12 protein-coding genes are annotated in these 12,243 nt (G+C 71.1%); 8 read left to right on the forward strand and 4 right to left on the reverse strand.

The annotated features are described in order from the left end of the window. Positions 1–5: 5 nt before the first annotated feature. From DEJ12_RS16465 to DEJ12_RS16490, 6 genes are all read left to right on the forward strand, one after another. Positions 6–755, forward strand: a complete 750-nt coding sequence (locus tag DEJ12_RS16465) for a glycosyltransferase family 2 protein (RefSeq protein WP_027465082.1) — start codon at positions 6–8, stop codon at positions 753–755. Further along, positions 752–1,423, forward strand: coding sequence for a DUF2064 domain-containing protein (locus DEJ12_RS16470; protein WP_111030822.1), 672 nt, complete (start codon positions 752–754; stop codon positions 1,421–1,423). Before DEJ12_RS16465 ends, DEJ12_RS16470 begins: the two co-directional genes overlap by 4 nt. Next, positions 1,420–2,082, forward strand: a complete 663-nt coding sequence (locus tag DEJ12_RS16475; protein ID WP_071406012.1) for a bifunctional 2-polyprenyl-6-hydroxyphenol methylase/3-demethylubiquinol 3-O-methyltransferase UbiG — start codon at positions 1,420–1,422, stop codon at positions 2,080–2,082. The genes DEJ12_RS16470 and DEJ12_RS16475 overlap by 4 nt, the downstream gene beginning before the upstream one ends. A 126-nt stretch (positions 2,083–2,208) precedes the next feature. Beyond that, positions 2,209–2,454: a hypothetical protein gene (locus DEJ12_RS16480; RefSeq protein ID WP_111030824.1), complete on the forward strand. Its 246-nt coding sequence runs from the start codon at positions 2,209–2,211 to the stop codon at positions 2,452–2,454. Positions 2,455–2,597: 143 nt separating this feature from the next. Further along, entirely contained in the window at positions 2,598–4,217 is a 1,620-nt protein-coding gene (gene pgm / locus DEJ12_RS16485; protein WP_111030826.1) for a phosphoglucomutase (alpha-D-glucose-1,6-bisphosphate-dependent), read from the forward strand. Positions 4,218–4,440: 223 nt separating this feature from the next. Continuing rightward, positions 4,441–6,906: an MDR family MFS transporter gene (locus DEJ12_RS16490; protein ID WP_111030828.1), complete on the forward strand. Its 2,466-nt coding sequence runs from the start codon at positions 4,441–4,443 to the stop codon at positions 6,904–6,906. Positions 6,907–7,115: 209 nt separating this feature from the next. Here DEJ12_RS16490 and DEJ12_RS16495 read toward each other — a convergent pair whose 3' ends face one another. After that, positions 7,116–7,988, reverse strand: coding sequence for a site-specific DNA-methyltransferase (locus tag DEJ12_RS16495; protein WP_111030830.1), 873 nt, complete (start codon positions 7,986–7,988; stop codon positions 7,116–7,118). Between the two features lie 114 nt (positions 7,989–8,102). On the opposite strand from DEJ12_RS16495, the gene DEJ12_RS16500 reads away from it, so the two are divergent. Beyond that, a complete protein-coding gene (locus DEJ12_RS16500; protein ID WP_027465074.1) occupies positions 8,103–8,393 on the forward strand; it encodes a GNAT family N-acetyltransferase in 291 nt (96 codons plus the stop codon). 37 nt (positions 8,394–8,430) lie between these two features. Here DEJ12_RS16500 and DEJ12_RS16505 read toward each other — a convergent pair whose 3' ends face one another. From DEJ12_RS16505 to DEJ12_RS16515, 3 genes are all read right to left on the reverse strand, one after another. After that, the gene (locus DEJ12_RS16505; protein ID WP_110864355.1) at positions 8,431–8,760 is read right to left on the reverse strand and encodes a hypothetical protein; all 330 of its coding nucleotides are present in this window, start codon (positions 8,758–8,760) and stop codon (positions 8,431–8,433) included. Between the two features lie 166 nt (positions 8,761–8,926). Then, positions 8,927–9,976 (reverse strand): biotin/lipoate A/B protein ligase family protein, encoded by a 1,050-nt coding sequence (locus DEJ12_RS16510; protein ID WP_027465073.1) that lies wholly within the window; start codon positions 9,974–9,976, stop codon positions 8,927–8,929. A 131-nt stretch (positions 9,977–10,107) separates the two neighbouring features. Then, positions 10,108–10,977 carry an alpha/beta hydrolase gene (locus DEJ12_RS16515; RefSeq protein WP_111030832.1) on the reverse strand — a complete coding sequence of 290 codons (870 nt, stop codon included), beginning with the start codon at positions 10,975–10,977 and terminating at the stop codon, positions 10,108–10,110. A gap of 105 nt (positions 10,978–11,082) precedes the next feature. Between DEJ12_RS16515 and DEJ12_RS16520 the strand changes: the two genes are divergently transcribed. Continuing rightward, the gene (locus DEJ12_RS16520; RefSeq protein ID WP_071406018.1) at positions 11,083–12,240 is read left to right on the forward strand and encodes an inorganic phosphate transporter; all 1,158 of its coding nucleotides are present in this window, start codon (positions 11,083–11,085) and stop codon (positions 12,238–12,240) included. The last annotated feature ends 3 nt before the right edge of the window (positions 12,241–12,243 follow it).

Below are 12,243 nucleotides of genomic sequence, written 5' to 3' on the forward strand. Positions count from 1 at the left end.
ACCGAATGACGGACATGACTGTCGACGTGATCCTGCCGTGCCTCGACGAGGCGGACGCCCTGCCGAAGGTCATCGCGCGGCTCCCCACGGGCTACCGGGCCATCGTCGTCGACAACGGATCGACCGACGGATCGGCCGACGTCGCCCGCGCCCACGGTGCCCTCGTGGTGACGGAACCCGTCAAGGGGTTCGGTTCGGCCTGCGCCGCCGGGGTCGCCGCGGCGACCGCCGACTTCGTCGCCTTCTGCGACGCCGACGCCTCGATGGACCCCGCCGAGCTCCCGCCCCTGGTCGACCGCGTGGCCAGTGGCCGCGTCGACCTGGCTCTCGGCCGCCGCGTCCCGACGGGCCGCGGTGCGTGGGCTCCGCACGCGCGGTTCGCGAACCGCGTCCTCGCCGTCCTCATGCACCGCGCGACCGGCTACCGTCTGCGCGACCTCGGCCCGATGCGCGTGATGCGCCGCGAGGACCTCGTCTCCCTCGACCTGCGCGACCGCCGCAGCGGCTACCCGCTCGAGATGGTGCTGGCCGCGCACGCCGCCGGCTGGCGCGTCGACGAGTCCGACATCGGGTACGCGCAGCGCATCGGCGACAGCAAGGTCACCGGCACGCTCCGCGGCACGATCAACGCGGTGCGGGACATGTCCCGTCTGCTCCGTGCGTACCGCCGGGAGGCCCGTGTCCGGGTCGTCGCACCGGGACCGCTCCGCCAGGCGGCCGAGTCCACCCCCGTGGTCGAGGAGGCCCGCTCGTGACCGCCGACCCCACCCACGTCCACGCCGGCGACGCTGCGCGCACCGACGTCACCGTCGCCGTCGTGGCGAAGGAGTGCCTGCCCGGCAAGGTGAAGACCCGGCTGACGCCGGCGCTCTCCCCCGAGGGCGCAGCACGCGTCGCGTCCGCGAGCCTCGCCGACACCCTGGCGACCGTCCGCGCACTCCCCGCGGCCCGCCGGGTCCTGTTCTTCGACGGCGACGTCGTGCCCGCAGCGGCCGAGGGGTTCGAGGTGCTGCACCAGCCCGGTGGCGGCCTCGACGAGCGCCTCGGGTTCCTGTTCGACGCCGTCGACGGTCCGCTGCTGCTCGTCGGCATGGACACCCCGCAGGTGTCCACCGCGGACCTCGCACCGGTGTTCGACGACGCCGCCCGCGACGCCTGGTTCGGCCCGGCCGAGGACGGCGGCTTCTGGTCGCTGTACCTGCGAGAGCCCACCGGCGACCTGCTGCGCGGCGTGCCGATGTCGCGCGACGACACCGGAGCCGTGCAGCTCGCACGCCTGTCCGACGCCGGACTCGACGTGGGCGTGCTCGGCGAGCTGCTCGACGTCGACACCATGCCGGACGCCGAGCGGGTCGCCGACCTCGCACCCGACTCCGACTTCACCCGGGCACTCCGTGCCGAGACCGTGGGGAGCACCCGATGACCATGCACGCACCCGTCTCGTTCGGTGCCGGCGGCGGCGAGCCGTACGCCCGTGCGCTCCGCACCGACGGCCACCTGCGCCTGACCGACGCCGACCGTCCCGACGCCGTCACCACGATGGACGTCGGCCGCTGGAGCGCCGCCGCCGACCGTGTCGACCGCTCGCTGCTCGACGACGTCGACGGCGGCGTCATCGACATCGGCTGCGGCCCGGGCCGGATGCTCGTCGCCGCACGCTCCCGGGGCATCCCGGCGCTCGGCGTGGACGTCTCCGCCGAGGCCGTCGCCATCGCGCAGCGCTCCGGCGGCACCGCCCTGCAGGGTTCCGTGTTCGACGCCGTGCCCGACGAGGGCCACTGGGACACCGCACTCGTGATCGACGGCAACATCGGCATCGGCGGCGACCCGACAGCCCTGCTCGCCCGCTGCCGCGAGATCGTACGAGCCGGTGGCCGGGTCATCGTGGAGACGAACCCCGAGGTCACGGCCGACCGCGTGTACACCGCCCGGGTGGTCGACGCCGACGGCAACGAGAGCGCCGGGTTCCCGTGGGCCGAGGTCGGCCTCGACGCCCTGCACCGGCACGCGGCGGAAGCCGGACTGGTCGCGCGGCAGAGCTGGACGGCCGAGGGCCGGAACTTCTGCGAGCTGCTCGCCTGAGGCTCCGACACGCGCTTGTTTTGCATCATGCAAGACAAGCGCGTACATTGGTGGTCATCCAGCCGACGGCGTCGCGGTCGCCGGCTCGGTGACCTGCGGACCTCGGCACGACGACGAGGAGCACCCATGCAGAACCGTCAGAACCCCCTGGGCGGCGCCTACGTGACCGGCCTCGAGACCCGCGCCGAGCTCGGCGCCTTCGCCGGCGACGCGACCCGCAGCCCGATCGGCAGCTACACCGGCACCGGCACCGGCCGCGCACTCGGCCGCTTCGTCGACACGCAGTTCCGCCGTCCCGGCACCGCGACGTCCTCGACGCGCACCGTGACCGGTTCGTTCCGCACGGCGACGGGTTCGTTCCGCACCGCCTGAGGCACCTGCCTCCACAGACCGCGAGCGGTCGTCCACCCCGGGGGTCCCCCCTCAACCCGGGTGGGGCGGCCGCTCGCTCGCGTTCCCGGCCTCTGGTGCACTTCCCCCGAACGCGCCAGGGCGGCCGATGCCAGGATGGACGCATGAACGACCGCGCCGGCACCCCAGCGACCGCAGACGACCTCGTCGACCTCGACGAGCTCGTCGCCGCCTACCACGACCGAGTGCCCGACGTCTCGGTCCCCGAGCAGAAGGTCGTGTTCGGCACGTCCGGACACCGCGGGTCGTCGCTCGACACCGCCTTCAACGACACCCACATCGCCGCCATCACGCAGGCGATCGTGGAGTACCGCCGCGACCAGGGCACCGACGGGCCGCTCTTCATCGGCCGCGACACCCACGCCCTCTCGGCCCCCGCCGAGCAGACCGCGCTGCAGGTCCTCGCCGCCAACGGCGTCCGCGTGCTCGCCGACAGCGAGGACGGCTTCGTGCCGACGCCCGCGCTGAGCCACGCGATCATCCGCTACAACCGCGCCGGCAACCCGGACACGGCCGACGGCATCGTCATCACGCCGAGCCACAACCCGCCCCGCGACGGCGGCTTCAAGTACAACCCGCCGCACGGTGGACCCGCCGACAGCGACGCCACGAGCTGGATCGCGAACCGGGCGAACGCGATCATCGAGGGCGGCAACACCGAGGTGCAGCGCACCGAGGACGCCGAGCCCGAGCGCTACGACTTCCTGAACACGTACGTCGCCGACCTCGAGAACATCATCGACATCGCCGCGATCAAGCGTGCCGGCGTGAAGATCGGTGCCGACCCGCTCGGTGGTGCCTCGCTGCCGTACTGGAACGCCATCCGCGACCACTACGGCCTCGACCTGACCGTCGTGAACCCCGAGGTCGACCCCACGTGGGCCTTCATGACGCTCGACTGGGACGGCAAGATCCGGATGGACCCGTCGAGCCCCTCGGCGATGGCCTCGGTACTCGCCCGCAAGGACGACTTCGACGTGCTCACCGGCAACGACGCCGACTCCGACCGGCACGGCATCGTCACGCCCGACGGCGGGCTGATGAACCCGAACCACTACCTCGCGGTCGCGATCGAGTACCTCTACGCGCACCGGCCCGAGTGGCGCGACGACGCCGCGATCGGCAAGACCCTGGTGTCGTCGAGCATCATCGACCGCGTCGCCGAGTCCCTGGGGCGTCGCCTGTGGGAGGTCCCGGTCGGCTTCAAGTGGTTCGTCCCCGGTCTGATCGATGGTTCCGTGGCCTTCGGCGGTGAAGAGTCCGCGGGTGCGTCGTTCCTGCGCAACGACGGCACCGCGTGGACCACCGACAAGGACGGCATCATCCTGGCGCTCCTGGCGTCCGAGATCGTCGCCGTCACCGGCAAGACCCCCTCGCAGCTCTACGCCGAGCTGACCGAGCGCTTCGGCGCGCCGGTCTACCAGCGCGTCGACGCCGCGGCCTCGAAGGAACAGAAGGCCCGCCTCGGCAAGCTCGACGGCGACGCGATCACCGCGGACACCCTGGCCGGCGACCCGATCACCGCGAAGCTGTCGAAGGCCCCGGGCAACGACGCGGCCGTCGGCGGGGTGAAGGTCGTCACCGACAAGGCGTGGTTCGCCGCGCGGCCGTCAGGCACCGAGGACGTCTACAAGATCTACGCGGAGAGCTTCGTCGGGCAGGAGCACCTCGAGCAGGTGCAGCGCGAGGCCAAGGAGATCGTCGACGCAGCACTGGGCGCGTAGCGCCCTCGTCGGACGGGTTGCGGGTCTCGGACACCGCAGCCCGTCCGCCGGAACCGAGCCGGGCCTCCAGGCCGTGTGCCGCCGGGGTCCACTGGGCGTACCGTGACTGCCGATCCACTCAGGAAGCCGTCTCGGTGCGACCGAGCACTTGCGGCAGTTGTAACTTTGCAGGCAGCGCAAAAATCGTTCTGCCAGCGCATCGGTACCCCGGGAGACCCTGCTCATGACCCAGACGGCGACCGCCCCCGCGGCCCCCACCACGGCGTCCAACGTCGTGATGAACCACCGACAGATCCTGTTGGTGATCTACGGCCTGATGGCCGGCATGTTCCTCGGCGCCCTCGACCAGACGATCGTCGGCACCGCGATCCGCACCATCGGTGACGACCTGCACGGGCTCGACCAGCAGGCCTGGGTCACCACCGGGTACCTCATCGCGTCGACGGTCACGACCCCGATCTACGGCAAGCTCTCCGACATCTTCGGTCGCCGGCCGCTCTTCATCACCGCGATCGGCATCTTCATCGTCGGCTCGTTCGCGGCGTCGTTCTCCACCTCGATGCTCATGCTCGCCGGGTTCCGCGCGCTGCAGGGCCTGGGTGCCGGTGGCCTGATGTCCCTGCCGCTGGCGATCATGGGCGACATGCTCGCCCCACGCGAGCGGGCGAAGTACCAGGGCTACTTCCTGGCGGTCTTCGGCATCTCGTCCGTCATCGGCCCGCTCGTCGGTGGCGTCTTCGCCGGCGCGGACCAGCTGCTGTTCATCGCCGGCTGGCGCTGGGTGTTCCTGATCAACGTGCCGATCGGCATCATCGCCCTGTTCATGGTGCTGACGTTCCTGCACCTGCCGAAGTTCGGCGACCGCGGCAAGCCCCGCATCGACTGGTGGGGCGCGACGCTCGTCATCGTCACGCTCGTGCCGCTGCTGCTCATCGCCGAGCAGGGCCGCGAGTGGGGCTGGGACTCCCCCGCCGCCTTCGCCTGCTACGCCATCGGTGCCCTCGGCCTGATCGCGTTCATCATCGTCGAGCGGGCCATGGGCGACGACGCGATCCTGCCGATGAAGCTCTTCGGATCGCGGGTGTTCTCGATGTCCGCGATCCTGTCGGTGCTCGTCGGCTTCGGCATGTTCGGCGCGATGCTGACGATCCCGCTCTACCTGCAGATCGTCAAGGGCGTGACCCCGACCGAGTCCGGCTTCGCCATGCTGCCGATGGTGCTCGGCCTGATGATCTCGTCGATCGCCTCGGGTCAGATCATCTCCCGCACCGGCAACTACCAGATCTTCCCGATCACCGGAACGGCGTTCACGGCGATCGGATTCACGGTCCTGACGTTCCTGACCGCCGACCGACCCCTGTGGTTCCTGATGCTCGGCATGTTCGGCATCGGGCTCGGACTCGGACAGCTCATGCAGACGCTGACCCTGGCCGCGCAGAACTCGGTCTCGCCGCGGGACATCGGCGTCGCCACGAGCGCCGCGACGTTCTTCCGCCAGATCGGCGGCACCATGGGTACCGCCGTCCTGCTCTCCGTGCTCTTCACCCTGATGCCGACGAACATCAGCGCCGCGATGCAGAACGAGTCCGACCTGAAGAGCGCGCTCAACGCCGCGATGACGCCCTCGGTCGCGAACGCGTCGAAGAACCAGGGCGTGATGGACGAGATCTGGACGAAGATCGTCGACCCGGTGCAGAAGAACGTGCAGGACGGTCTCGACCAGGGCACCGCCCAGGCGAAGCAGGCTGCCGACGCTGCCGTGACCAAGCAGGTGACCGCAGCCGTGCAGCGGCAGGTCGCCGCGGGCACGGTCCCCGCCGCCGCAGCGGACACGATCATCGCCCAGCAGGTCGACGACGCGAAGCCCGCAGCCGAGCAGCAGGCGCTCGAGACGGCGGCCACGAAGGCGAACGCCTCGGTCGTCGACGGCACGCTGCAGATCGACTACTCGGACAAGGCTCAGCGGGAGAACGTCGTCGACCAGGTCGCCCCGACGCTCATCAAGCAGCTGAAGAGCGGTGACTCGGCCGCGAGCTCGTCCACCGACTCGGCGACGAGCGATACGTCGTTCCTGAACGGGGCGGACCCCCGGCTGAGCCGTCCGTTCCTGGTCGGGTTCAGCGACTCGGCCGTCCGCGTCTACTACGTCGGCCTCGCGGTGATCCTGCTCGCGTTCGTGCTGACGTGGTTCTTCCGGGTGCCGCCGCTCCGCAAGACCTCGGCGCTGCAGGAGCAGGCCGATGCCGCACGCACCGCTGCCGGAGCGGGGTCGGACGGGAGCGCCGCTGCAGCCGCTGCCGCCGCCGCACCTGGGGCTGGTCCGGTGCCGACGGGGTCGGCGTCTGCCTCTGCCGGCGTGCCGACCTCGCCCGACGTGCCGACCTCGCCGGACGTGCAGCCTCGGTCTGCCCGCGCCGCCGGGGCGTCGGACGTCTCGGTGCTGCCGCACGGGGTCGACGAAACCCGTGCGCCGCTGCCGAACGCCACGACGCATGGTGCGCACTCGGCGGCTGCGCCGGTCGACGAGCCCCCGACGACGACCGGTGCCATCCGGACCCGGGCTGCCCACGCTGCCCCGGTCGTGGAGCCGGATACCCACGGGGCCGGAGCGGACGCGGCGGAGGCGAGCCGGGCCTCCCGGCCGGATGCTGACGACGCGCACACACACGGGCGGCACTCGGCGGAGTAGTCGGCGCGGGCGCTCGCTCGCTGATGCCGAACGACGAGGTCGCTGTCGGACGACAGCGACCTCGTCGCATCTGCGCGTCTGCAACTGTTGCGGCCGCGCGGGAGCGACACCGTCGACGTCGTACGACGTCGACATCGTCGCTCGGGCGTGTGCATGTTCCGACGATCCACGCGTCGAACGACTCGTGGATCGTCGCAGACCCCGCCGCCTCAGACGGCCGACCCCGCCCCGGCCGCAGCAACCTCGAACGACGCCCCCGGCAACCGCTTCCGCATCACGTCGATCGCCGCCGGGTTGTCGTCCACCAGCACGTACCGCCGCCCCAGCGCCTGCGCCACGGCGCCCGTGGTCCCGCTGCCCGCGAAGAAGTCGAGCACCCAGTCCCCCTCGCGTGAGGACGCCTGCACGATCCGCCGCAGCACCCCCTCGGGCTTCTGCGTGGGGTAGCCGGTCTTCTCGCGGCCGGTCGGCGACACGATCGTGTGCCACCAGACGTCGGTGGGCAGCTTGCCGCGCTCGCGCTTCTCGGGCGTGACGAGCCCCGGCGCCATGTACGGCTCGCGGTCGACGGCCTCGGAGTCGAACCAGTACCGCGACGGGTCCTTCACGTAGACCAGGATCGTGTCGTGCTTGGTCGGCCAGCGCGTCTTGGACTTGGCGCCGAAGTCGTAGGCCCACACGATCTCGTTCAGGAACGACTCGCGGCCGAACAGCGCGTCGAGCAGCACCTTGGCGTAGTGCGACTCGCGGTAGTCGAGGTGCAGGTACAGCGTGCCGTCGGTGGCGAGCAGCCGCCAGGCCTCGATGAGTCGGGGTTCGAGGAACGACCAGTAGTCCTCGAACCGGTCGTCGAAGCGCATCAGGTCGCCGCGCACCCGCTCGTAGGTCCGGCCGTGGAACCCCATCACGGGACCGTCGGCCTTCGGCACGGCAGAGGTCGCGTGCCGACGCTGGTACCGGCCGGTGTTGAACGGCGGGTCCAGGTACACCAGCGTGAAGGAGCCGTCCGGGTAGGCGGGGACCACGTCGAGGGCGTCGCCGAGGACGACGCGGTCCGGGCCTCGGTCGTCTCCCCTGCGCACGGACCCATTGTCGCGCACCGAGCGAGCACGCTCGACGCGCACCGCACCGCGCAGTGCACGGAGCCAGCGTGCAGCACAGAGCGCGCGCTCAGGCCCCGGCGTACGGTCGAGTGCATGGCAGCAGCACCCGAGGTCCGCAACGACACCGACAAGCAGCAGTACTCCCTGATCGAGGACGGCGAGGTCATCGGCCTCGCGGCGTACGAGATCGACGGCGACGAGATCCGCTTCGTGCACACCGAGGTCGATCCCGAGCACCGCGGTGGTGGGCACGCGTCGATCCTGGTGCAGCACGCCCTCGACGACGTGCGTGCGAGTTCGTCACGCCGGGTCGTCGCGCAGTGCAGCTACGTGCACGCGTGGATCGAGCGGCACCCGGACTACCAGGAGCTCACGACGCGCTGACGCGGGCGACCCCCAGACGAGCGCGGCGCCCGTCAGCTCAGTACGACCGGTCGTGCGTCCCCGCGCGGGCCTCGTGCCGCCCGGCGCTCCGCACCGCCGGCACCCGGATGAGCACGCTGCCGCTGAGCAGATCGTGGTCGTGGTCCGCCGGTGACGGGGCCTGTTTCGGCAGGCGCGCCTGCCGTTCGTACTCGGCTTGCGTCTCGTGCCGGGTCGGTGCGAACACCTCGTCCAGCATCCCGCCCATGCCTCCGGATCCGCCGCTGCGCTGGGACTTGTTCGACAGGTCGATCCACCCCATGCGATCGGCGATCCACACCACGACGGCCACGGCGGCCACCGCCCCCAGGAAGATCAACCAGTTCACGGCAGCGACGCTACGTGGGCTGCGCGGCGAGCGGATCAGCCGCGCGGGGGATTCTCATCATCCACACGTCTGGTTCATGAGGTCGAGGCGCACACTCGAAGCAGCGGCGGCCGGGACGTCCCCCCTCAGCTCCGGCCGTCGCGTCCACCGTCGATCGGAACGGGGCTCACGGCACCCGCTCGAGCCACTCCTTCGTCGCGAACTTCGTCCGCACCAGCTCCTGCGCGCGCTCCCGCTCGGCCTCGGTCACGTGCCCCTCGGTCGCCCCGTACAGGCGGGTGAAGGTACCGATCAGCCGCTCGATGATCTCGGCGCGGGACAGCCCGGTCTGCGAGCGGAGCGGGTCGACGCGCTTCGCAGCGCTGGTGGTGCCCTTGTCGCTCATCTTCTCGCGCCCGATGCGCAGCACCTGCACCATCTTCTCGCCGTCCATGTCGTAGCTCATGGTGGCGTGGTGCAGCAGCGACCCGGTGCCGAGGCGCTTCTGTGCGGCCCCGCCGATCTTGCCCTTGGTCGAGGTGATGTCGTTGAGCGGCTGGTAGTACGCCTCGATGCCGAGCGACTTGAGCGCCTCGATCACCCACTCGTCGAGGAACGCGTACGAGTCGGCGAAGGTCATGCCCTGCACCAGGTCGGACGGCACGTAGAGCGAATACGAGATCACGGCACCCGCGTCCATGAACATCGCGCCGCCGCCGGAGATGCGTCGGACCACCTGCACGCCGTACTTCTCGGCGCCGGCCGGGTCGACCTCGTTCTTGAGCGACTGGAACGAGCCGATCACGACGGCCGGCTGGTCCCACTCCCAGATGCGCAGCGTGGGCCCACGACGGCCGGCACCGACCTCTTCGGTCAGCACCTGGTCGAGCGCGAGGTGCTCGTTCGGGCTGATCGGCCCCTCGTGCACGATCTGCCAGTCGTGGTCGCGCCAGGTCGAGGCCCGCGACAGCGCGCGGCGCACCGCGACGCCGACGGACTCGGGCGTGAAGCCGAGCAGCACCGCGTCGGTCGGCAGGGCCGCCCGCACGGCTGCGGCGATGCCCGCGGCGTCGGTGGTGGCGGGGAGCCCGTTCACGGCCGCGTCGATGAGCGGCAGCGCGTCGTCGGGTTCCAGGAAGAAGTCACCCGCCAGGCGGAACTGCTGGATCGTGCCGTCGACGACCTCGAGGTCGACGACGACCAGCTTGCCTCCGGGGACCTTGTACTCACCGTGCATGCCGCAACCCTATTCCGGACGGCCGACGGCCCGGCAGTGAGCCGGCCTGGTGACGGCCTGGAGGCGCGTGGCGGCGCCGCCACGGTCCTCCAGTCCGTCGCCGGTCGCGTCGCAGGACGCGGCGAGCGCCGTCAGCGCGTCGTCACCCGGTCGAGCCACGCGACCAGGTCGCCGATGACCTCGGCGCGGTTGGTCTCGTTGTAGACCTCGTGCCGCGCGCCCTCGTACACCTGCACGGTCACGTCGGACAGCCGTCCGCGTCGGCGGTACGCCTGCGCGAGACGCTCGATCGAGCGCGGACCCCCGAGGGTGTCGTCGGAGCCGACCTGCAGCAGCATCGGCAGGTCGTGCGGGATCCCCCGCCGCGGCACACCGAGCAGCCGGAGGGTGTCGGCGAGTCCGAACAGCCCGATGACGTCGGCCTCGACCGCCAGGGGGTCGAGCGCCATCGCGTCGATGATCTTCCGGTCGCGGGTGAGCCACTCGTACTTGGTGGGCCCGGACCCCGCGTGCCGGGCGTTGAGGTCGCCGCTGTTCATCCAGCCGGGCAGCCGGTAGGCGCTCGCGGACAGGACGACGCCGTCGTAGCGGTCCGACGAGGTGTTCACGATCCGCTGCGCCATGAGTGACCCCCACGAGTGCCCGAGCAGCACGAGCGGCAGCCCGGGTTCGTCGGCACGCGCGACCGCGCTCATCTGCTCCACCGCGGCGATCGCCGCGCGCAGGCCGCCGGGGCCGAGCCGACCGAGCTTGGCGTGGTCGCCGTCCCACTGGGTCAGGCCGGTGCGACCGTGCCCGCGGTGGTCGTTGGCGTGCACGGTGTAGCCGGCGCGCACCAGGTCCTGCGCGAGCGGTTCGTACCGGAGCCCGTGCTCCCCGACCCCGTGCGCGATCTGCACGACACCCTTCGGCCGCGCCGCACGCCAGGTCGAGTAGACGATCTCGACGCCGTGGGCGTCGGTGAACGAGGCGTCGCCGCGAGCGGCGGAGAAAGTCGGCACACCCGCATCCTTCCAGACACTGCCATCCTCGCAGACGCGCTCCATCACGGACCTGTTCACCCGGCGTTCACGCAGGGGGTTCCAGGCGGGCCTAGCGTCCTGCGCATGGACGTCATCGTCATCGTCACGCTGGTGATCGTCGTGGCCCTCGTGTTCGACTTCACGAACGGCTTCCACGACACCGCGAACGCCATGGCCACGTCGGTCGCCACGGGAGCGCTCAAGCCCCGGACCGCCGTGCTCATCTCCGCCGTGCTCAACGTGGTCGGCGCGTTCCTGTCCACCGAGGTCGCCAAGACCGTCTCGCAGGGCATCATCCGCGAGGGGCAGGACGGCATCCACATCTCCCCCACGATGATCTTCGCGGGGCTCGTCGGCGCGGTGCTCTGGAACCTGGCCACCTGGTACCTCGGGCTGCCGTCCTCGTCCACCCATGCGCTGTTCGGCGGGCTCATCGGCGCCTCGATCATCGGGGCGGGGCTGAACTCGATCAGCTGGGCGACGGTGGTGTCGAAGGTCGTGCTGCCGGCGCTGCTCTCCCCGGTCATCGCCGGGGTGATCGCCCTGGTCGCGACGTACCTGGCGTACGTGCTCACGAAGAACGCGACGACGCACGGTGCGGCGACGGGGTTCCGGCACGGGCAGACGATCTCGGCGTCGCTGGTGTCGCTCGCGCACGGCACGAACGACGCGCAGAAGACGATGGGCGTCATCACGCTGACCCTCATCGCCGCGAACTACCAGGCCGCCGGCACCGGTCCGGCGCTCTGGGTGATCCTGGCCTGTGGGCTCGCGATCGGCCTCGGCACGTACATGGGCGGCTGGCGGATCATGCAGACGGTCGGCAAGAAGATCTCCGACGTGCAGTCGCCGCAGGGCTTCGCCGCCGAGACGAGCTCCGCGGCGACGATCCTCATCTCGTCGCACCTGGGCTTCGCGCTCTCGACGACCCACGTGACGAGCGGCGCGGTCGTCGGCTCGGGCCTCGGCAAGAAGCTCGCCGACGTGCACTGGTCGGTCGTCGGCCGCATCGTCATCGCGTGGGTCATCACGTTGCCGGCCGCTGCGGTGGTCGGGGCGCTCGCGACCTGGCTCGCGTCGACCTCGGCCTTCGGGCTGGTGCTCGTCGCGGTCCTCGCCCTCGCCGGCGGGCTCACGTTCTACGTCCTCGCCAAGCGCAAGCCGATCTCGCACGAGGACATCACCACCGAGTCCGGGCCGGCCGAGCAGGCCGAGCCGCAGCCGACCGGCGCGACGAACTGAGGG

It is taken from the genome of Curtobacterium sp. MCLR17_059, from assembly GCF_003234665.1.
GTDB lineage: Bacteria > Actinomycetota > Actinomycetes > Actinomycetales > Microbacteriaceae > Curtobacterium > Curtobacterium flaccumfaciens.

Bases quoted from the DNA above. Each gene is read 5' to 3' on its own strand.
- DEJ12_RS16465 (WP_027465082.1), top strand. From the start codon at position 6: ATGACGGACATGACTGTCGACGTGATCCTGCCGTGCCTCGACGAGGCG.
- DEJ12_RS16475 (WP_071406012.1), top strand. From the start codon at position 1,420: ATGACCATGCACGCACCCGTCTCGTTCGGTGCCGGCGGCGGCGAGCCG.
- DEJ12_RS16480 (WP_111030824.1), top strand. From the start codon at position 2,209: ATGCAGAACCGTCAGAACCCCCTGGGCGGCGCCTACGTGACCGGCCTC.
- pgm (WP_111030826.1), top strand. From the start codon at position 2,598: ATGAACGACCGCGCCGGCACCCCAGCGACCGCAGACGACCTCGTCGAC.
- DEJ12_RS16490 (WP_111030828.1), top strand. From the start codon at position 4,441: ATGACCCAGACGGCGACCGCCCCCGCGGCCCCCACCACGGCGTCCAAC.
- DEJ12_RS16500 (WP_027465074.1), top strand. From the start codon at position 8,103: ATGGCAGCAGCACCCGAGGTCCGCAACGACACCGACAAGCAGCAGTAC.
- DEJ12_RS16510 (WP_027465073.1), bottom strand. From the start codon at position 9,976: ATGCACGGTGAGTACAAGGTCCCCGGAGGCAAGCTGGTCGTCGTCGAC.
- DEJ12_RS16520 (WP_071406018.1), top strand. From the start codon at position 11,083: ATGGACGTCATCGTCATCGTCACGCTGGTGATCGTCGTGGCCCTCGTG.